The 23,961-nt window shown below is 70.3% G+C and carries 1 protein-coding gene (running past one end of the window); it reads right to left on the reverse strand.

Annotated elements, in window-relative coordinates; genetic code table 11:
• A protein-coding gene (locus DAT37_RS32850; protein ID WP_109528785.1) for a non-ribosomal peptide synthetase crosses the window boundary here: on the reverse strand, positions 1-23,961 show its 3' portion. The gene runs 1,368 nt beyond the window's last position; 23,961 of the gene's 25,329 nt are visible here — the last part of the coding sequence; the start codon falls outside the window, past its right edge — the gene reads right to left on this strand; its stop codon occupies positions 1-3.

Here is a 23,961-nt window from a genome sequence, read left to right on the forward strand (position 1 = left end):
TCACGCACGGTCCCAGACCGTGGTGAGGACGCGGCCGATGCGAGCCAGGGCGGATTCGGAGGTCATCCGCCAGTGGGTGGCCTGCACGGCGTGGTTGTGCACCGTTCCGTCGACGGCGTCCGACCAGCTCGCGGCTCCCGTCGCACCGGAGACGTCGTCCAGCGCGGCGGTGAAATACACCAGGTCGCCCTTGTAGGGGCGCGGCCGGTAGCGACGCATGAGTTCGAGCGAACGCGTGCCCGCCGCGAGCAGGCGGGTCACCCGGTCGACGCCGAAGGAGGCGAAGGGTTCGGGCAGTTCCCCGATCCGATCGGCCAGATCCTCGACGTCGAGTTCGGCGTCGATATCGTCGGCTTGGTCACCGAGCAGGCCGCCGAGCAGGTCGGCGATCGGTACGGTGGCCGATTCGCCGGGGTCGAAGGTGCGCGGGCTGTCCATCATCGCGAGTATCGCCACGTGCTCGCCCTGTTCCTGTAGGCGCACGGCGATGGCGTGCGCGAGTACACCGCCGAGCGACCAGCCGAGCAGGTGGTACGGCCCCTCCGGCTGCACCGCGCGGATCTCCGCGACGTAGCGCAGAGCCCAGTCCTCGATCGAATCCGGCAGCGGCGCCGCGGAGTTCAGTACCGGTGACTGGAGTCCGTAGATGGCGCGGCCGGAGTCGATGTGCGGGGCAAGCCCCGCGAAGGACCAGGCGACGCCGCCCGCCGGATGCACGCAGAACAGCGGATCGGCGCCGCCGCCGGTGCGCAACGGCAGCAGGACGTCGAAGGCGGCCTCGGAGTCGACGTGGCCGTGGCCCGACCGCGACATCGCCAGCCGTTCGACCAGACCCGCCGGTGTCGGGGCCGAGAACAGCCACACCACCGGAATCCGCTCGGCCAGTTCGGCGCTCAGACGGGTGGCGAGCCTGGTCGCGAGCATCGAGTTACCACCGTGGTCGAAGAAGCTGTCGCCCATGCCGACCCGTTCGACACCGAGTATCTCGGCGAAGACCGCGCAGACGGTACGTTCGAGCCCCGTCGCCGGTGCCACGAATTCCCGCGCCCGCAGTTCCGGACGCGGCAGTGCCGCGCGGTCCACCTTGCCGTTGGCGTTGAGCGGCAGCGCGTCCATCGCGACCAGGGCCGCGGGCATCATGTAACTCGGCAGCACCTGGGTCAGCGCGGTGCGCACGGCCTCGGTGTCCGGTGTCGCGTCGGTGGTGAAATAGCCGACGAGCATGGCGTTCTCGTCGTCGGCCCGGTAGGCGACGACGACGCCGTCGGTCACCGACGGAGCCGAGCGCAGGGCGTGTTCGATCTCGGCGAGTTCGATACGGTAGCCGCGCAGTTTCACCTGGAAATCGCGGCGGCCGACGTAGTCGAGGGTGCCGTCGGCACTCCAGCGCACCATGTCCCCGGTGCGGTAGAGCCTGCCGCCCGCCGGACCGAACGGGTCGGCGACGAAACGTTCGGCGCTGAGATCGGTTCGGCCGTGATAGCCGCGCGCGAGTTGCGCGCCGCCGAGATACAGCTCACCGGTGACACCGGCGGGCACCGGATGCAGGCGGTCGTCGAGGACGTAGACCCGGTTGCCCGCCTGCACCCGGCCGATCGGCACCACCGAGCGAGTCCCGAGCGAACCCGTTTCGCCCACACGGAAACTCGTCACCGAGACGGCGGCCTCGGTCGGCCCGTACAGATTGTCGACCCGCGCGGCGCCGCCCGAGCGGACGCGCGCGACCGTCGACGCGGGCAGCGGTTCACCGATGACGAGGCACCTGCGCAGCGAACGCGGCAGCCGACCGGCGCTCACCTCGGCGAGCATGGCAAGCAGCGAAGGCACCAGCGTGATCGTGGTGACCGAGGCCCGCCGGATCAGGTCGAGAACGCCCGCGGAATCGTGCTGGGCGTCGCGCGGTGCGAGCACCACCCTGGCGCCGGTGCGCAGCGCCCACCAGAACTCCCAGACCGAGAGGTCGAACGCGGCCGAGGTCATCAGCAGTGTGGCGTCGTCGCCGTCGAGCCGGTATTCCGATTGCATCCATTCCAATTGGTGGGTGACGGCCGCGTGCGACACGGCGACGCCCTTGGGCGCGCCGGTGGAACCCGAGGTGAAGATGACGTAGGCGGTATTGCCCGGCCGCAGCGGCGCGCGTCGCTCGTCGTCACGGATCGGCGCGCTGTCGACGGTCGGGTCGATGGTCGAGATGTCGAGCAGCATGTCGTGATCCGAACGAGTCGGCGGCAGCATCGGGGCGCGCGCCGAGATCAGCACCAGTGCCGGATCGGCCGCGGCGAGGACCCCGGTGGTGCGTTCGAGTGGATGACTCGGGTCCAGCGGCACATACGCACCACCCGCCGCCGCCACGGCGTACATGGCGACGAGCAGATCGACGCTGCGCGGAATCGCCAGTGCCACCAGGGATTCCGGTCCGACACCGCGACCGGCCAGCACGCGCGCCAATCGATGGACGGCGGCCCCGAATTCGGCGTAGGAGAGCGTGCGTTCCTCGTCGACGATCGCCACCGCGTCCGGGGTGCGGGCCAGCTGGGCCCGGAAACCGCTGTCGAGCGTGGTGTGGGCGAAGATCCGGTCGGCCCGGTTCCAGCCCTCGAGGATGCGCCGGGATTCGGTCGGGTCGAGCAGCGCGAGGTCGCCGACCGGGACCTGCGGGGTGGCGCATACGGCGGCGAGCAGACGCCGCAGTCGGTCCGCGAAACCCGCGACGGTGGATCGGTCGAACAGCGCTGTCGCGTAGGTGATCGACGCGGCGATGCCGAGGGGTTCGCCGTCGGCGTCGTAGCGGTCGGTGACCACCAGGTGCAGGTCGAACTGGGAGACCTCGGACTCGAAATCGACGGCGGTGACGGTCAGGCCGTCCAGGTCGAACCGGGCCTCGCCCTGGTTGTGGAACGAGAAGCCGACCTGGAACAGCGGATGACGCGCGGTCGAGCGCGGCGGGTTCAGCACCTCCACCAGACGTTCGAAGGGCACGTCGGCGTGCGAGAAGGCCGCGAGGTCGGCGTCGCGCACACGGGCGAGCAGTTCACCGAAGGTGTCGTCGGCGACGACCTCGGTGCGCAGCACGAGGGTGTTGACGAACATGCCGACCACGTCGTCGAGCAGCGCGTCACCGCGTCCGGCGACCGGCGTGCCGACGGCGATGTCGGTTCCGGCGGACAGTCTGGCGAGCAGCAGCGCGAAGGCGGCGTGCACGACCATGAACAGCGTCGCCCCCGCCGAACGTCCGGTCTCGGCCAGCCCGGCGTGCAGTGCGGCGTCGACGGTGAAATCGACATGTCCGCCACGGGTGGAGGCGATGGCGGGCCGGACGCGGTCGGTGGGCAGATTCAGCTGGTCGGGCAGGCCCGCCAGGGTGCGGCTCCAGAAATCGGACTGACGCGAGATCAGCGATTCGGGATCCTCCAGCGCGCCGAGCAGTTCACGCTGCCACAGGCTGTAGTCGGTGTACTGCACGGGCAGTGGGAGCCAACTCGGCGCGTCGCCACGGCTGCGGGCGGCGTAGGCGGTCATGACATCGCGAGCCAGCGGCACCAGCGAGGTGCCGTCGGCCGCGATGTGATGCACCACCACGACCAGGACGTGCTCCTGATCGGCCGGCCGCGCGGCGGCGGGGGCGAACAGGCGGGCGCGCAGCGGCACCGTCTCGGTGACGTCGAAACCCGCGCCGACGAAATCGGCGACGGCAACGGCGAGGTCGTCGACCTGCACCGCGACGGGCGCGAGCACCGGCGTGCCCGCGGCCTCGGGGCCGAGTACCACCTGCACCGGACCGGATTCACGCTGCGGATAGACGGTCCGCAGCACTGCGTGCCGATGCACCACATCCGTGACCGCGGCGGCGAGGGCCGCGATATCGAGTGCGCCCGTCAGGCGTACCGCCAGCGGGATGTTGTAGGCGGTGGACTGGCGGTCGAGCTGGTTCAGGAACCACATGCGCTGCTGGGCCAGTGACAGCGGCACCGGACCGCCCTCGGCGTGCCTGACCAGCGCGGGACGGGCGGGGGCCGCGTCGTCGACATCGAGTGCGGCGGCCAACGCGGCCACCGTCGAATTCTCGAAGATGGTGCGCACACCGACCGTGACGCCGAGCGCGGCGCCCAAGCGGGCCCCCACCTGGATCGCGGTCAGGGAGTTCCCGCCGAGTGCGAAGAAATCGTCGGCGCGGCCGATCCGGTCCGCGCGGCCGAGTACCTCGGCGACGATCAGCGCCACCCGCTGTTCGAGTTCGGTCGCGGGCGCCTCGAAGGCGGCGGCGCGGAATTCCGGTGCGGGCAGTGCCTTTCGATCGAGTTTGCCGGTCGGGGTCAGCGGGATGTGGTCGAGCACCGTGATGGCGGCGGGCACCATGTACGCCGCGAGCGAGCGACCGGCGAAGGCCGCGAGTTCGCCGGTGTCGACGGTGCGGCCGGACGCGGCGACCACGTAGGACACCAGGCATACGGTGTCCTGCGCGTCGGAATGTCCGAGGGTGACGGCGAATTCGACGGATTCGTGGGCGGTGAGTACCGCGTCGATCTCGCCGAGTTCGATCCGCAGGCCGCGCACCTTCACCTGGTGATCGGCGCGGCCGACGTACTCGATCGCGCCGGAGTCGTTCCAGCGCACCAGATCTCCGGTGCGGTAGAGCCGTCCGCCCGCGCCGCCGTGCGGATCGGCGACGAACCGGTCCGCCGAAAGCCCCGGCCTGGCGTGGTATCCCCTGGCCAGTCCCGGGCCGCGCAGATACAGCTCGCCGGTCACGCCGACCGGGACCGGCTGCAATCGCCCGTCGAGCACGACGGCCGACATGCCGTGGATCGGCGTGCCGATGTCGAAGCCGCCGTCGGGGTCCAGCGGGGCGCTGATCGTGGCGATGACGGTGGTCTCGGTCGGGCCGTAGGTGTTGTGGAAGGACCGTGCCGAGGACCCGGACACCCCGGATACCCACTGCCGCACCAGATCCTGGCCGTAGGCTTCACCGCCGACGGTCAGGTGCGTGAGTTCGGGCAGTTCGTCGGGGTCGAGCGTGCGCAGCACCGCCGGGGTGAGGAAGGCATGGCTGACGTGCTGATCCCTGACGAGTGCCGTCAATGCCCGACCGCCGTAGACATCCGACGGCGCGACGACGAGCGCGGCTCCCGCGCCGACGGCGAGCAGGAATTCGAGCATCGAGGCGTCGAAACTCGGCGAGGCGACGTGCAGCACCCTGGAATCCGGGGTGACGACGTACCGATCACGTTGGGCGCGAGCGATCCCCGCGAGCCCGGCGTGGGTGGCGACGACGCCCTTCGGTGTCCCGGTGGAGCCGGAGGTGTAGATCATCCAGGCCGCGTGGTCGCCGCGCACCGGGCAGACGAGTTCCCCGACGCCGATCGTGGCCGCGCTGGTGTGGCGCATCCGTGACGCGGTCGCTGTCGAGTCGAGTACCAGCCAGTCGGTGTCGTCGGGCAGCGCCGCGCGCTCGGAGGTGATCGTCAGGCCAATGGTCGCGCCGGAATCGGTGAGCATGTGCGCGATGCGATCGGCCGGGTAGTCGGGGTCGACGGGGACGAAGGCCGCGCCGGTCTTGGCGACGGCCCACACCGCGAGCACCGATTCCACCGAACGCGGGATCGCGACCGCGACCATGTCGTCGGGGCCGATATCGTGTCCGATCAGCATTCTGGCCAGCCGCGACGACTGTTCGTCCATCGCCAGGTAGGTGTGCGTCACCGTGCCGTCGACCACGGCCGGACCGTCCGGATTCAGCGCGACGGCCTCGGCGATCAATTCCGCCAGCGTGCGCTGTGGCACGGGGGCGGGACCGGTGCGGGCCAGCAGTGCGGCGCGTTCGGCGGGGGCCAGCAGATCCACGGCACCCACCGGGCGATGCGGATCAGCGGTGAGTGCGCCGAGCACCCGACCGAAACGGCGCAGCAGACCGGCGGCGGTCGCCGCGTCGAACAGATCGGTCGCGTAGGTCAGTTCGACGCCGAGGTGCCCGTGTTCGTCGGGTTCGGCGGCGACGGTGAATTGCAGGTCGAAACGTGCCACCGGCTCGTCGAATTCGACGGGCGACAGATCCAGACCCGGCAGCGCGAAGGCGCGCGCGCCCGCGTCCAGGTAGCTCAGTGCCACGGTGAACAGGGGGTGGCGGCTCTGGTTCGACTCGACGCCGAGTTCCTCCGCCACCCGTTCGAAGGGGACGGTGGCGTTGCCGAACGCGGCCAGGTCGACCGTTCGCGTCCGCGCGAGCAGTTCGGCGAAGGTGCGGCCCGGTTCCGGGTGGGTGCGCAGGACCAGCGTGTTCACGAACATGCCGACGAGATCGTCGAGCGCCGCGGCGCCACGACCGGCCACCGGGGTGCCGATGGCGATGTCGGTCGTGCCGGACAGCCGCGCCAGCAGCACCGACAGCGCGGCGTGCACCACCATGAACGGGGTCGCCCCGTCGGCGGCGGCGAGCGCACGCACCCTGGCCGCGATATCGCCGCCGATCCGCGCGCGCACATTGCCGCCGCGTTTGGTCGCGACGGCGGGACGGCGACGATCGGTGGGCAGCGCGAGTTCCTCGGGCAGATCGCGCAGTGCCTCGCGCCAGTACGCGAGTTGCGTCACGGCCGCGGATTCGACCGTCTCGGCCTGCCACAGCGCGTAATCGGCGTACTGGGCGGCCAGTTCCGGCCAGACCGGCGCGGTGCCGACCGCGCGGGTCAGGTAGGCCGAGAGCAGGTCGCGCAGCAGCGGGGTCATCGAGTAGCCGTCGGCGGCGATGTGGTGTACGACGGCGACGAGGACGTGGCTGTCGGGCGCCTCGCGCAGCAGGACCGCCCGCAACGGCACCTCGGAGGTGACATCGAAACCGGCGCGCAGGAATTCGGCGATCCGCTCGTCGAGCGTGGTGGCGTCGAGCGATTCCACCGTGAGCCGGACCGGGGCCGGGTCGGCGGGCAGGATCACCTGGTGTCCCGAGCCGTCGGCGCCGGTCGGGTAGACGGTGCGCAAGGTCTCGTGCCTGGCGACCACGTCGGCGAAGGCCGCGGCCAGCGCCACCTCATCCAGTTCGCCCGTGAGCCGCAGCGCGACCGGGATGTTGTGCGCGGGCGAGGCCGGGTCGAGCCGGTTGAGCAGCCACATGCCGCGTTGCACCGGAGCCAGCGGCACGATATCGGGCCGGGGGCCCGCGATCAGCGGAAGTACCCGTTCGCCGGACTCGGCGTCCGCGGTGATCGCGGCGGCGAGCGCGCGCACGGTCGGTGTCTCGAACAGCATCCGGACCGGGACGCGGCGTCCGAGCCGCTCGCCGAGTCGGGCGAGCACACGGGTGGCGTTGAGCGAGTTGCCGCCGAGGTCGAAGAAGTTGTCGTCCGCGCCGATCCGGCCCGCCTCCAGTACCGCTTCGTAGGCCTCGGCGACCAGCCGCTCGGCCGGGGTGACCGGGGGCAGGTAGGCGACGCGGTCGAAGACCGGATCGGGCAGGGCGGCGCGGTCGAGCTTGCCGGAACTGTTGAGCGGGAACGTATCCAGGGTGACCAGTGCCGACGGCAGCATGTAGGACGGCAGTGCCGCCGCGGCCGCGCGCAGTACCTCGGCGTCGGACACCCGCGCCCCCGGTGTCGGGGTCAGGTAGCCGACCAGGTGGTCACCGGTGGCCGTGTGCACCACCCGCGCGGCGGCCTGCGCGACGCCGGACACGGCCGCGAGCGCGGATTCGACTTCGCCGAGTTCGATGCGCTGACCGCGGAATTTGACCTGGAAGTCGGTGCGGCCCAGGTAGGCCAGTTCGGCGACGGGCCCGCCGGTCTCCCAGCGGACCAGGTCACCGGTGCGGTACATACGCTCGCCCGGCTGTCCGAACGGATTGGCGACGAACCGGTCGGCGGTCAGGTCGGGACGGGCCTGATAGCCGCGAGCGAGCTGGGTGCCCGCGAGGTACAACTCCCCCGCCACCCCTGGCAGGGTCGGGCGCAGACGCGAATCCAGTACGTAGACGCGACTGTTCCATTCGGGATTGCCGATCGGCATGACGGTCCGCTCGGCCTCCCCGGTGACGTCGCGGAAGGTGATGCTGACCGCCGCCTCGGTCGGGCCGTAGAGATTGTGTACCCGCGCGTCGCTCACCGCGCCGAACGCGCGCACGGTCCGGGCGGGCAGCGCCTCGCCGATGACGAACACCGTGTGCAGTGCGGCCAGCGCGGCACGCGTGCCGGTCGATTCGACGTGCCCGGCGAAGACCGTCAGCATCGAGGGCACGAAATCGGTGACGGTGACGCCGTATTCGCCGATCACCTCGGTCAGGTAACCGGGATCGCGGTGACCGTCCTTGGCCGCGAGCACCAGCGTCGCGCCGACGCGCAGCGGCAGGAAGTAACCCCACAGCGAGACGTCGAAGGTGGTCGCGGTCTTCTGGAGGTACACGTCCTCGGCCCGCAACCGGTACTGCGCCTGCATCCACGTCATCTGGTTGACGATCGCGGCGTGGGAAACGCTGACACCCTTGGGTTTTCCGGTCGAGCCCGAGGTGAAGATCACGTACGCGGGATGATCGGGGTGCACCGGTCCCGGACGTTCGTGCGCCGCGATCGGATCGTGGGCGTAGTCGTCGTATGCCACCGAATCCAGGCGGACGACGGGCCCGGCGAAACCGAATTCGTCACCGGCGCCCGCCGTGAGCAGGGCGGCGGGACGCGCGGTCTCCAGAATGTGGGTGACGCGCCTGGCCGGGTGGTCGGGGTCGATCGGGACGTACGCACCGCCCGCCTTGAGCACGGCGTACATCGCGACGACGAGGTCGATCGAGCGGCGGATCGCCAGGGCCACCAGCGATTCCGCGCCGACACCGGTGTCGATGAGATGGCGGGCGAGTTGATTGGTGCGGCGATCGAGTTCGCCGTAGGTGAGTACGGTGGCCGCGGTGTCGTCGTCGGGGACGTGGATCAGCGCCGGATCGTCGGGGGTCGCGGCGGCCTGGGCTTCGAATTCGTCGAGCAGTAGTTCGGCGACGAACGCGGTATGGGCCGAATCGTTCCATTCGGTGACCACCCGGTGCAGTTCCCCCGCGCCGAACAGGTCGATATCGCCGATGACCCTGGCCGGGTCGGCGGTGATCGCGGCGAGCAGCCGGGTGAACCGGTCGCCGAAGCCCGCGACGGTCGATTCGTCGAACAGATCGGTGGCGTAGGTGAAACGCAGCGCGTCGTCGGAGACGGTCAATTGCAGGTCGAATTGGCTGGTCTCGTGCGCGACGTCGTATTCGGCGATGGTGACCCCGGCGATCTCCATGCCGGTGGGCGCCAGGTTCTGGAAGTACAGCGCCACCTGGAACAGCGGATGACGCGCCTGCGAGCGCGGCGGGTCGAGTACCTCGACCAGACGCTCGAACGGGACGTCGGCGTGGGCGAAGGCGTCGAGATCGGCGTCGCGGACCCGGGCGAGCACGGCGTCGAACCGGTCCGAACCCGGTACCCGGGTACGCAGCACCAGGGTGTTGACGAACATGCCGACCAGGTCGTCGAGCGCGGCCGCGCCGCGACCGGCCACCGGCGCGCCGACCGCGATATCGGTGGTGCCGGTGAGCCGGGCCAGCAGCACCGCGAAAGCGGCGTGCACGACCATGAACGGGGTCGCCTCGTATCGGGCGGCCACCGCTTCGACGGCACGGCGCAGCGCGGGGTCGAGCGGCAGCGAGGTCGCGGCCGCCGCGTGGGTGGCGACAGCCGGTCGCGGGCGATCGGCGGGCAGGTCGAGCTGCGCGGGCAGCCCGCGCAGGGTGCGCTCCCAGAAACTCACCTGACGTGCGGCGACGGATTCCGGATCGTCCTGCGCGCCGAGTGTCTCGCGTTGCCACAGCGTGTAGTCGGCGTACTGGAGGGTGAGTTCCGACCAGCCGGGCGCGGACCCGGTGGCCCGTGCCGCGTAGGCGGTGGCGATATCGCGGGCCAGCGGACCCATCGAATAGCCGTCGGCGGCGATGTGGTGCACCACCAGCGCGAGCAGGTGTTCGTCCTCGGCGACGCGGGCCAGCCCGACGCGCAGCGGCACCTCGGCGGTCACGTCGAAGGGGGTCGCGACGAAATCGATCAGGGCTCGCTCGAGCGAGGCCGGATCGAGCGAGGTCAGGGGCCGAGGTCCTCGCGGCTCCAGAATCCGCTGGTAGCCGGTGCCGTCGAGTTCCGGGTATACGGTGCGCAGGGTTTCGTGACGGGCGATCACGTCGGCGACGGCGGCGGTGAGCGCCGCGATGTCGAGCGCACCGGTGAGCCGGATGACGACGGGGATGTTGTTGACGGTCTCCCGCGGGTCGAACCGGTTCAGGAACCACATGCGCCGCTGGGCCGGCGAGAGCGGGATCCGCTCGGGACGCGGCATCGGAGTGGGAGTCGGCCGCGGTCCGGTGTCGCCGAGGCGCGCCAGCTGGGCCGCCAGTCCGGCGACGGTCGGCGTTTCGAAGAGCATCCGCACCGGGACCTCGGTGTCGAATTCGACGCCGAGGCGGGCCGCGAGACGGGTGGCGATCAGCGAGTTGCCGCCGAGTGCGAAGAAGTCGTCGGCCGCGCCGAGATCGTCGATGCCGAGCAGTTCGCCCATGATCCGCGCGACGGTCTGTTCGTCCTCGGATTCGGGAGCGCGGTAGACGGCGGTCTCGGGCGCGGGGGCGGGCAGCGCCCGCCGGTCCACCTTGCCCGAGGCGTTGACCGGGAATTCCTCCAGCACCACGAAGGCCGAGGGCACCATGTAGGTCGGCAGGGCGGCGGCCAGTGCGGCCCGGACGTCGTCCAGGTCGATCGCGTCGCCGATCAGGTAGGCGACCAGGCGGTCGCCGAGCCGGTCGTCGGTGTGGACGACCACCACCGCCTGATCCACGGTGTCGACGCCGGTCAGCGCCGCCTCGATCTCGCCGAGTTCGATACGCAGGCCGCGCAGTTTCACCTGGAAATCGGTGCGGCCCAGATATTCCAGTTCGCCGTGCGCGGTCCAGACGACCAGGTCGCCGGTGCGGTAGATCCGCGCGCCCGGTTCGCCGTACGGGTCGGCGACGAAACGGTCGGCGGTGAGGTCGGGCCTGCGCGCGTAGCCGAGCGCCAATTGCGCTCCCGCCAGGTACAACTCGCCGGGCACGCCGACCGGGACCGGACGCAGTCGCGCGTCCAGGACGAGCAGGCGGGTGTTGAACACCGGCCTGCCGATCGGGACGGTGACGGTGTCGGCGTCGGTGACCTCGTGGAAGGTGACGTCGACCGCGGCCTCGGTCGGGCCGTACAGGTTGTGCACCAGCGCGCCGGTGAGGCGACGCGCGCGCTGGGCCGCCGCGGCGGGCAGTGCTTCCCCGGAGGCGAAGACACGTCGCAGCGTGCGGCATTCGGCGGCGCGCGGCTCGCTCAGGAAGACCGCGAGCATCGCGGGCACGAAATGCACGGTGGTGACGGATTCGGCGGTGATGACCTCGGCGAGGTAGGCCGGGTCACGGTGCCCGTCGTGCCGGGCGATAACGAGTTTGGCTCCGGTCTGCAAGGGCCAGAACAGCTCCCAGACCGAGACGTCGAAAGTCGCCGGGGTCTTCTGGAGCACCACGTCGGTCCGGCGCAGCCGGTAGCGGTCCTGCATCCACTGCAACCTGTTGACGATCGCCGCGTGCGAGACGACGACGCCTTTGGGCTTGCCGGTGGAGCCGGAGGTGAACAGCACGTACGCCGGGTGTCCCGGTGTCAGCACACCGTTGCGATCCACCGAGTTCAACGGGCCGGGCGGGTATCCGGTGAGATCGAGCAGGTCGAGGCGCACCTGACGGGTCGCGGTGCTCTCGAGTTCGAATCCGGAGGTGAGCACGCAGACCGGTTGCACAGTCCGCAGCATGTAGTCGACCCGATCGGTCGGGTGGTCGGGGTCCAGCGGCAGATACGCGCCGCCCGCCATGACCACGGCGTACATGCCGACGACCAGATCCAGTGAGCGCCGCATACCCAGTGCCACATAGGAATCCGGACCGACGCCCTGCTGGACCAGCCAGCGCGCGAGTTGATGGGTGCGGCCCGCGAATTCGGCGTAGGACAGACTCGTCCCCTCGAAATCGACGGCCACCGCGTCCGGGGTGGTCGCGGCCTGCTGTTCGAACAGCGAGACCAGCGTGTGTCCGGAGGGCAGCAGACGGGAGGTGTCGTTCCAGCGGCGCAGGACCAGGGTGCGTTCGGCCGCGTCGAGCAGTTCGATATCGCCCACCCGGACCGCGGTGTCGGTGGTGACGGCCTTGAGGATCCGCAGGAACCGGGTCGCCAGCGATTGCGCGGTGGCGTCGTCGAACAGATCGGTCGCGTAGCGCAGCACCGCGCGTATCGCGGTCGCGCCCGCCTCGTTGCCGTACTCGGCCAGTTCGAGCGCGAGATCGAATTGCGCGATGCCGTTGTCGATCGGGTACGCGCGCACCTCGAGACCGGGCAGCCGCAGTACGGCGTCGTCACGGTGTTCGAAGGTGAGCAGTGTCTGCACGATCGGCGAATGCGCCCGGGAGCGAACCGGATTCAGCTCTTCGACCAGGCGCTCGAACGGCAGATCGGCGCTGGCGAAGGCCCTGACATCGGTTTTGCGCACCGAGGCCAGCAGCGCGGCGAACGACGCGTTCGCGGGGACGCCGGTGCGCAGCACCAGGGTGTTGACGAACATGCCGACCAGATCGTCCAGCGCGGCGTCCGAACGGCCCGCGACGGGGGTGCCGATCGCGACGTCCTCGGTGCGCGCCAGCCGCGCGAGCAGGGTCGCGTAGACCGCGTGCACCACCATGAACAGCGAGACACCGTGCACCCGTGCCACATTCGCCGCCGCGGCGGTGAGTTCGGCCGATACGGTGAACTCGTAGGCCGCGCCACGACCGGAGGCGACGGCGGGACGCGGGCGGTCGGTGGGCAATTCGAGGACCGGGGCCAGGCCCGCGAGTTCGTCGCGCCAGTGCGTGATCTGGCGCGAAAGCACCGATTCCGGGTCCTCGGCGGTGCCGAGTCGCTCGTGCTGCCACAGTGCGAAATCGGGGTACTGGACCGGCAGCGGAGTGAACCGTGGCAGCGCGCCGGTGCTGCGCGCCCGGTAGGCGAGCATCAGGTCACGAGCCAGCGGCGCGGTGGAGACGCCGTCGGCGGCGATGTGGTGTACCACGACGACCAGGACGTGATCGGTGGCGCCCACCCGGAACAGTCGGGCGCGCACGGGAATACCGGCGCGCAGGTCGAAGCCGATCGCCACGAAATCGAGAACGGCGTCCCGCAGCGCGCGCTCGGCGATCTCGACCGGCTCCGACGCGAGCGCGGGCACCTGGGCGACAGGAAGCACGACCTGGTACGGACCCGTGTCGTCGGACGGGAAGACGGTGCGCAGGGATTCGTGCCTGGCGATCACGTCGTCGAGCGCGGCGCGCAACGCCTGTTCGTCCAGCGCGCCGGTCAATCGGAGCGTGATCGGGATGTTGTACACCACCGACTCCGGTTCGAGCCGGTTGAGCAGCCACATCCTGGTCTGCGCCATCGACAGCGGTATGCGCTCCGGACGCGCACGCGCCACCAGCGGAAGGGTTTCGCTTCCCACGCCGGACCGGGCCGACTGTTTGATCCGGCCCGCCAGTTCGGCGACGGTCGGCGCTTCGAAGATCTCGCGCACGGTCAGTGCCGAACCGAACGTGGTGTTGACGCGTGCCACCAGGCGCATGGCCAGCAGCGAGTTACCGCCGCGCGCGAAGAAATCGTCGTCGGCCCCGAACGGCGTCTTCGCGCCGACGAGATCGGTGATCAGGGTCGCGAGCACGGATTCGATACCTTCGCGCGGCGCGCGGAATTCCACTGCCGTTCCGGCGAACTCGACCGAGGGCAGGGCTGACCTGTCCAGTTTGCCGACCGTGGTGAGCGGCATGTCGTCCAGCACGACCAGGTGCGCGGGGACCATGTAGACGGGCAGCCGGTCGCGCAGGTCGGCCAACACGGCGTCCGCGCTCAGGGCCGCGCCGCTGACATAGCCGACCAGGCATTCGTGACCCGCGATGTCCTCGGCGACGACCACGGCGGCGTTGCTCACGCCCGCGACCGAGGCGAGCGCGGATTCGATTTCGCCGAGTTCGATCCGCTGCCCGCGCAGTTTCACCTGGAAATCGTTGCGGCCCAGATAGACCAGGTCACCGGCCCGGTTCCACTTGGCCAGGTCTCCGGTCCGGTACATGACCCGGCCCGGCACGCCGAAGGGGTCGGCGACGAAACGTTCGGCGGTCAGGCCGCCGCGCCCGTGATAGCCGCGCGCCAGCTGATCGCCCGCGAGATAGAGCTCACCCGTCACCCCGATGGGCACCGGCCGCAACCGCGCGTCGAGCACGTAGGCGCGGGTGTTCCAGCAGGGCCTGCCGATCGCGACATCCTGACCGGCGTCGGCGATGTCGGCGTCGGTGAATTCGTGGTAGACCGCCGAGATCGCGGCTTCGGTGGGGCCGTAGGCGTTGTGCACGATCCCGTCGAAACTGCCGCGCAGGGCGGCGAGCAGATCCGGGGTCAGCGCCTCGCCACCGCAGTGCAGGTGGCGCAGGGAGGCGAGGGCGTCACCCATGCCTTCGCCGATGAGCGCCGCGAGGACCGACGGCACGTATTCGGCGATGGTGATGCGGTGCTCGCGCAGCAGATCGGCGAAATAGGCGAGATCGAGGTGACCGCCGGGTCGCGCGATCACCAAGGGCGCGCCGACCGCGACGGGCAGGAAGCACTCCCAGACCGAGACGTCGAAGGTCAGCGGCGCGCGTTGCAGGATCCGGTCGTCGCCGGTCACGCCGTAGCGGAATTCGAGCCAGCGCAGCTGGTTCATGATGGCGCGATGGCTGACCGCGACGCCCTTGGGACGGCCGGTCGAGCCGGAGGTGAACAGCACGTAGGCCGTATTCGCCGGACGCAGCACGCCGTCGCGGTCCGCGTCGGTCAATGGCGCGTCGTCGAATCCGGTCGTATCGAGCGACGCGAGGTCGACCACGGGTACCGCGATCGGCACCGGCAGTTCCGCGCCGCCGACCGTCAGCACCAGGGCGGGCGCGGCCGACTCGATCAGCCGCTCGACGCGATCGGCGGGATGGGCCGGATCGATCGGCAGGTACGCGCCGCCCGCACGCACGATCGCGTACATCGCCACCAGCATGTCCAGACTGCGCAGGGCCCCGAGACCGACGATGGTCTCCGGTCCGACGCCGCGCGTGACGAGCCAGCGGGCGAGCCGGTTCACCCGTGCGGCGAACGCCGCGTAGGTGAGTTCCTCGCCTTCGAAACGGGCGGCGATACCGTCGGGGTCGGCGGCCGCGCGCGCGGTGAGCAGGTCGTCCAGGGTTTCGGCCGGCAGCGGATGGGCGGTGGCATTGCGGTCCGACAGCAGCATGCCGCGTTCGGCGACCGACATCAGCTGGACCGCGCCCACCTCGGTGCCGAGATCGCGGACCATGGCTCGCAGCACCCGCTCGAAACCCGCGAGGAATCCGTCCACCGTCTGCGCGTCGAACAGGTCGAGGGCGTAGTGCAGATGCAGGTCGATGCCGTCGGGTTCGCCCTCGGCGTCGTAGCGATCGGTCAGCGTCCAGTCCAGGTCGAGCTGGATCGGCGCGGGGCCGACGTCGAGCGCGGAGAAGGACAGCCGTTGCAGCCGGAAATCCGGTTTGGTCTGGTTCTGCAAGGTCAGCGCCACCTGGTACAGCGGCGAATGTGCTTGCGAGCGTACCGGATTGACAACCTCGACCAGCTGCTCGAACGGCACGACGGCGTGGTCGAAGGCCGCCAGGTCGGTGGCGCGGACCGCACCGAGCAGATCGGCCAGCGTCGCGCCGGGACCCACCTCGGTGCGCAGCACCAGGGTGTTGACGAACATGCCGACCAGGTCGTCGAGCGCCTCGTCACCGCGTCCGGCCACCGGGGTGCCCAGCACGACGTCGGCGGTCGCGCCGAGGCGGCTCAGCAGTACCGCGAGGGCGGTGTGCAGCACCATGAACGGGGTGGCGCGATGCGCCGCCGCCAGCTGGTGGATATCGCGATGCAGCGCGGCGTCCAGATGGCCGGTGCGCGCCCCGCCCCGATTACTCGCGACAGCGGGTCGCGGGCGGTCCGCGGGCAGGGTCGTCAGCTCGGGCAGGCCGTCCAGGCGTGCCGTCCAATAGCCCAATTGCCTTGCCAGGACCGAATTCTCGTCCTCGGCCCGGCCGAGCGCGTCGCGCTGCCACAGTGCGAAATCGGCGTACTGCACCGGCAGTTCGCCCCAGTTCGGCGCGAGATTCGCACACCGCGCGACATAGGCGGCGGCGAGGTCGCGGGTCAGCGGGGCGAAGGACCAGCCGTCGGCGGCGATGTGGTGGACGACGAACAGCAGGATGTGGGTCTGCTGTTTCACGGGTTCGGCGTCGTCGACGCGCAGCAGGCGCACGCGCAGCGGCACCTCGCTCGTGACGTCGAAACCGGTGCGCGCGGCGGCGGCGAGCAGTTCGGGAACCTCGTCCTCGCGGACGGTTCGCGCCACCAGTTCGACCAGTTTGGTGCCCGCGGGCAGCACCACCTGGGTGGCGTCGCCGTCACGTTCGGGGTAGATGGTCCGCAGGGTCTCGTGCCTGGCGATCACGTCGGCGATCGCCGATTCCAGCGCGCTCACGTTCAGCGTTCCGGTCAGGCGCAGCGCGAACGGGATGTTGTAACCGCCGCTCGCGCTGTCGAAACGGTTCAGGAACCACATGCGCTGCTGGGCGATGGACAGCGGAATGGGCGAATCGCGCTCGTGCGCGGTCAGCGGAGGCAGGGCGACCGGCTCGATATCGGATCCGGTCGGGCCGACGGCGAGGCGCCGGGCCAGTTCGCGCACCGTCGGGGCGTCGAAGATCGTGCGGACCGGCACCTCGGCGCCGGTCGCCCGGCCGAGCCTGGCCGCGAGCTGGGTGGCGATGAGCGAATTGCCGCCGAGGGCGAAGAAATCGTCATCGGCGCCGACCCGCTCCGCGCCGAGCAGCGCCAGGAAGGTCTCGGCGACAAGGGTTTCGGCCGTGCCCTCGGGTCTGCGGAACACACCCGTCGCGACGGCGGGAGCGGGCAGCGCGCCGCGGTCGAGTTTGCCGGAGGCGTTGATCGGGAATTCGCGCAGCACCACGAACGCGGTCGGCACCATGTAGGCAGGTAGTCGGCGTGCGAGATCACCGCGCAGGGTGGCGATCTCGAGATCGACGTCGGCGACGAGGTAGGCGACGAGCTGATCGCCGGTGCCGTGATCATCGCGTACCAGCACCACGGCCTGGGCCACCGAGGGCGCGGCGAGCAGTGCCGCCTCGATCTCACCGAGTTCGATCCGCAGCCCGCGCACCTTGACCTGGAAATCGGTGCGGCCGAGGAATTCCAGTTCGCCCGAGCCGTCGGTGCGCCAGGCGACCAGGTCGCCGGTGCGGTACATCCGCGCGCCGCGCGCGCCGAAGGGGTTGGCCACGAATCGGTCCGCGCTCAGGTCGGCCCGTCCGAGGTAGCCCCTGGCCAGTTGCGCGCCCGCGAGATACAGTTCGCCCGCCACCCCGGCGGGCACCGGGTGCAACCGCGCGTCGAGCACGTAGACCTGGGTGTTCCAGACCGGCGCGCCCATCGGCACGTCGTCGATATCGGCGTCGGTGACCTCGTGGTGGGTGACTTCGACCGCCGTCTCGGTCGGCCCGTAGAGGTTGTGCACCGTCGCGCCGGTGAGTTCGCGCACCCGGCGCGCGGACGCGGCGGGCAATTCCTCACCCGAACACAGGATGTGGCGCAGCGAGGGCACGTCGAGATCGTCGGCGGCGAAGACCGGCAGCATCGACGGCACGAAATGGATGACCGTGATTCGTTCGCGCCGAACGAGTTTCGCCAGATAGTCGGGATCGCGGTGACCGCCGGGCCTGGCGAGCACCAGTCGCGCGCCGACCTGGAGCGGCCAGAAGAACTCGGGGACGGAGACGTCGAAGGTCACCGGCGTCTTCTGGAGGACCGCGTCGGATTCGTCGAGGGTGATGTGGGTCGCCTGCAACCACCGCAGCCGGTTCACGATCGCGCCGTGGCTCACCGCGACGCCCTTGGGCCTTCCGGTGGACCCGGAGGTGAAGATCACGTAGGCGGTGTTCGACATGCGCAGCGGTGTGCGCCGTTCGGTGTCGGTCACCGGCGCGTCGGAGAATCCGCTCAGATCGAGGCGGTCGATACGCGTCTGCTCGACCGGCAGATCGGGGTCCGAACCCGAGGTCAGCACCGTGATCGGGGTGGCGGTGTCGAGGATGTGCGCGGTGCGCTCGGCCGGATGATCGGGGTCGAGCGGCACATAACCGCCACCCGCCACGCCGACCGCGTACATGCCGACGACCAGATCGATCGAACGCCGCATATCCAGCGCCACCAGCGCATCCGGTCCGACGCCGCGGGCGATCAGCCAGCGCGCCAACCGGTTCACCCGGCTCGCCAGCTGGGCATAGGACAGAGTCGTCCCCTCGTAGCTCACGGCGGGACTGTCCGGGGTGCGCCGCACCTGCGCCGCGAACAGCGAAGGCAGGGTGATGCGGTCGATACGGTGGTCGGTGCTGTTCCATTCACGCAGCAACCGGGTGCGTTCGGGTGCGTCGAGCACATCGATATCGCCGACGCGGACACGGGGGTCGGCGGAGACAGTGGCGAGCACCCTGCGCAGCCTGGCGACGAACGAGGTGATCGTCGCGGCGTCGAACAGATCGGTGGCGTAGCGCAGACTGCCGGTCAGCGCGTCCGACCCGTCGACGCCGTTCAGCACCAGGTGCAGATCGAATTTCGCTCCGGTGTCGGGTACCTCGATCGGTTCCAGGGTCAGCCACGGCACTTCCGGCATGACGTCGGGCCGCGCCTCGCCGTAGCTCAGCATCACCTGGAACAGCGGGTGCGCGCCGGTGCCGCGATCGACCGCGAGCACGTCGACGAGTCGTTCGAAGGGCAGTTCGGCGTGCGCGAAGGCTTCGATATCGGTCTGTTTGACCCGGGCGAGGAATTCGGTGAACGGCGCGTCGGCCGGTACCGGGGTACGCAGCACGAGCGTGTTGACGAACATGCCGACCAGCGCGTCGAGTTCGCGTTCACCGCGGCCGCCGACGGGGGAACCGATGACGATATCGCCGGTGCCGCCGATGCGGGCCAGGGTCGCGGCGAAGGCCGCGTGCAACACCATGAACAGGGTCGCGCCGTGACGTTCGGCCAGGGCGCGCAGGCGCGCGGCCACGGTGGCGTCGACGGAGAAATCGACGGCGGACCCGCGGTGGGTCGGCTGAGCCGGGCGCGGGCGGTCGGTGCGGACGACGAGATCGCCCGGCAGTCCGTCCAGGGTCTCGCGCCAGTAGCGCGATTGCTCGGCGGCGAGGTCGCCTGGATTGTCCTCGGAACCGAGCAGGCGGTGCTGCCACAGGCTGTAGTCGGCGTACTGCACCGGCAGTTCGGTCCAGTCCGGTCGCCTGCTGATCAGGCGCGCGCGATAGGCCCGGACCAGATCGCCGACAAGCGGGGCCATGGACATGGCGTCACCCGCGATGTGGTGCACGACGATCACCAGCACGTGTTCGTCGACGGGCAGCCCGCGTCCCGGGCCGACCTGCTCGACTTTCAGCAGTGCCATCCGCGCGGGGATCTCGGAGGTGACGTCGAAACCCGCGCGCGCGATGGCGGTCACGGTGTCGATCAGCTGCGTGGGCGCGACGGGGATCGGCGCGAGGTTGAGGCCGATATCGTCGGTGCCGAGAATCTCCTGGTAGGGGCCGGTCTCGTCCTGGGGATACAGGGTGCGCAGCGATTCGTGGCGGGCCAGCACGTCCATGACGGCGCGTTTGAGCGCGGCCACGTCCAGCCTGCCGCGCAGCCGCAGCACGACGGGCAGGTTGTAGACGCTCTCGGCGGCGGCTGAAGTGTCTACGGATTGAGCCTCGACACGGTTGAGGAACCACAGGCGCTGCTGCGCCGGGGACAGCGGCACCCGCGAAGGCCGCTCCCGCACCGGTAGCAGTCGCGGCGTCGCCGTCGCGCCGAGCGCGTCGACGGCCGCGGCGAACGATTCCACCGTGGTGGATTCGAACAGCACCCGCACCGGAATGCGCGCGCCGACCTGTTCACCGGTCCGCGCGGTCACCCTGGTGGCGTCGAGCGAACTGCCGCCGAGTGCGAAGAAATCGTCGTCGAGACCGACCCTCGGCACGCCGAGCACCTCCGCGAAAACCGTCGCAACGGTGCGCTCGGTGGCTTCGACCGGTGCGCGGTATTCGCTGGATCGCGGCGCGGGGACCGGTAGGGCGTTGCGGTCCAATTTGCCGCTGGTGTTGAGCGGGAATTCGGCCAGGTCGACCAGCGCGGTCGGCACCATGTACGCGGGCAGCCGCCGCGTGAGTTCCCGGCGCAGTGTGTCAGGGTTCCATTCCTCGTCGCTCGTGTCACCGCCCGCGCGGACCACGTAGCCAGCGAGATAGTCACCCGCGGCGCCGTTGACCAGGCGGACCGCCGCCTGGCTCACCTCGGGCACGGCGAGCAGCGCGGCCTCGATCTCGGCGAGTTCGATGCGCTGCCCGCGGAACTTCACCTGGAAGTCGGTCCGGCCGAGATAGACGAGTTCGCCGTCGCGGCTCCAGCGCACCAGGTCGCCGGTGCGGTACATGCGTTCGCCGGTGAGATCGAAGGGGTTGGCGACGAAGCGGTCGGCGGTCAGGTCGACGCGGCCGTGATAGCCGCGCGCGAGCTGGTCGCCCGCCAGGTACAACTCGCCGGGCACACCGATGGGTACCGGATGCAGCCGCGAATCCAGCACGTAGACACGGGAATTCCACTGCGGCTCACCGATCGGCACCGCGGGGGTGTCCTCGGCGGTGACCTCGCGGTAGGTGATCGAGACGGCGGCCTCGGTGGGGCCGTACAGGTTGTGCGCACCGGCGGCGCAGACGGCCTGTACCGCCGCGACGGTCTCCGGTGGCAGCGCCTCGCCGATCACGAAGATGTCGCGCAGCGAATCGAGTTCGCCCGCCTCGGCGTTGGCGGCGAACACCGACAGCATCGACGGCACGAAATCGGTCATCGTGACGCCCCGGTTCGCGATCGTCTCCGCGATGTAGCGGGGGTCGCGGTGTCCGTCGGGGGTGGCGAGGACCAGGGTCGCGCCCGCGCGCAACGGCAGGAAATAGCCCCACAGCGACACGTCGAACGTGGTCGCGGTCTTCTGGAGGTACACATCGCCGGTGCGCGGCCGGTATTCCTCGTGCATCCACGCCATCTGGTTGGCGATCGCGCGGTGGGCGACCGTGACGCCCTTGGGTTTTCCGGTCGACCCCGAGGTGAAGATGACGTAGGCGGGATGATCGGGCAGGAGTGCGCCGTGCCGTTCGCGGTCGGTGATCTGGGCCGAGGAGAACCGCGACAGGTCGACTTCGTCGAGGTAGCGCACCGGGGCCGGATACACCGTGTCGAATCCGGTCGCGCGGGTGGTGAGGATGGAATGCGGACGGGCGGTGTCGAGGATGTGGTCGATGCGCCCCTTCGGATGCGAGGGGTCGATCGGGACGTAGGCGCCACCGGCGCGCAGCACCGCGTACATGGCGATGACGAGTTCGACCGAACGCGGAATCGCGAGCACCACCAGTGATTCCGGCCCGACGCCGGAGCGGATGAGCAGGCGGGCGAGGCTGTTGGCCCGGTCCGAGAGTTCGGTGTAGGTCAGGACCGTCTCGGCCGGGCCGTCGGCGATGAGCGCGATGGCGTTGGGCGTGCGGCGGACCTGGTTGTCGAAACCCTCGTGCAGGAAGCGATCGGCGACCCGGGCGCCGCTGGCGTTCCAGCTCTCGGTGACGTAGTCCAGTTCCCCCGCGTCGAGCAGGGCGATATCGCCGACGGGCCGGTGCGGGTCGGCGACGGCAGTCTCCAGCAGCCGGAGGAATTTGGCCGCGAATTCGGTCACCGTCGCGGCATCGAAAAGGTCGGTCGCGTAGGTGAGTTCGGCGAGATAACCGGTGTCGGGGATGCCGGGTTCGGACAGGGTGAGCTGGAGATCGAATTTCGCGAAGCCCGGATCGAAGTCGACGAGTTCCACCTCCAGGTCCGGCAGCGCCAAGGCGGGGCTCGCCATGTTCTGCATGAACAGCGCGACCTGGAACAGCGGATGCCGCGCCTGGGAACGCGCCGGATCGATGACCTCGACCAACTGCTCGAACGGGACGTCCGCGTGGGCGAAGGCGCGCAGATCACGCCGTGTGGCCTCGGCGATCAGTTCGGCGAAGGAATCCGCTGCCCGCACCTCGGTACGCAGCACCAGGGTGTTGACGAACATGCCGACCAGGTCGTCCAGCGCCCGGTCCCCGCGTCCGGCGACGGGGGTGCCGATCGCGATATCGGCGGTACCCGAGAGCCGCGCGAGCAGCGCGGCGAGCGCGGCGTGCAGCACCATGAAGGGTGTCGCGCCGGTTTCCACGGCGATCACCTCGACGGCGTCGCGCAATCCGGCGTCGATGGCGAACGCGTGCGTCGCGCCCCGGTAGGTCGACGCGGCCGGACGCGGCCGGTCCGCGGGCAGCTCCAATTGCGCTGGCAGCTCCGCCAATTCGGATGTCCAGAAGGTGAGCTGACGGGCCGAGGCCGACTCGGGATCATCGGCCTCCCCGAGCAGTTCCCGCTGCCACAGCGCGTAATCGGCGTACTGCACCGCGAGCGGCGACCAGTCGGGCGCACGTCCGTCGCGGCGCGCGTCGTAGGCGGTGACCAGATCGCGCAGCAGTGGCGCGAGCGAGACGCCGTCGGCGGCGATGTGGTGCACCACCAGCACCAGGGTGTGGTCCTGCGCGCCGCAGCGCAGCAGCAGCACCCGCACCGGGATTTCCTCGGAGACGTCGAAACCCCTGGCCGCGGCGGCGATCACCGCGTCGGCGAGCCGATCCGGCGCGACCTGGGTCGGCGAGAGGTCGAAGGCCGCGTGCACGGAGCGGATGACCTGCACCGGGCCGGTCGGGGTCTGCGGATAGACCGTGCGCAGGATCTCGTGCCGGGCGACGAGATCGGTGACGGCGGCCGAGAGCGCGGCCAGGTCGAGCGGGCCGCGCAGCCGCAGCGCCACCGGGATGTTGTCCACCGCCGTGGTGTCGATACCGCCCGCGCCGCTCGCGGAGCCGAAGCGGTTGAGGAACCACATGCGGCGCTGCGCCGGGGAGAGCGGGATGGTGTCGGGCCGTTCGCGGGCGCGCAGCGGCGGTCGCGGTGTCGCCGACCGGGCGAGGGCCGCCACGGCGGCGACCGTCGGACCGTCGAAGAAGTCGCGCACGTCCACCGCGATGCCGAGCGCTTCGCCGATCCTGGCGATCGCTCTGGTCGCGATGAGTGAATTGCCGCCGAGTTCGAAGAAACCGTCGTCGGCTCCGACCCGGTCCAGGCCGAGCAACTCACCGAAGATCTCGGCGACCCGCCGCTCGGCCTCGTTCGCCGGGGCGCGGAATTCGACGGTGCCGGAACCGAATTCCGGCTCGGGCAGGGCCCGGCGGTCGAGTTTGCCGTTGGCGTTCAACGGCATCTCGTCGAGGACGCACAGCATGGTCGGCACCATGTACTCGGGCAGCAGCCCGCGTGCCCGTTCCAGCACGCGGGCGGTATCGATCGCCCGTCCCGGCGCTCCGACGACATAGCCGACCAGGTGGTCGGCGCCCGCGTGCCGGTGCAGCACCACCGCCGCGCGCAGCACCTGCTCGTCGCGCAGCAACGCGGACTCGACCTCGCCGAGTTCCACCCGCAGCCCGCGCAGTTTGACCTGGAAATCGATGCGGCCGAGATATTCCAGTTCGGCCGGACCGCCGTCACCCTCCGACACCCAGCGGACCAGGTCGCCGGTGCGGTACATCCGGTCACCCGGCGCGCCTTCGGGATTGGCCACGAACCGGTCGGCGGTGAGCCCGGACCGCGCGACGTAGCCGCGAGCCAGCTGCACACCGGCGAGATAGAGCTCACCGACCACACCGTCCGGCACGGGACGCAGATT

This window comes from Nocardia aurea (genome assembly GCF_003123685.1).
Lineage (GTDB): Bacteria > Actinomycetota > Actinomycetes > Mycobacteriales > Mycobacteriaceae > Nocardia > Nocardia aurea.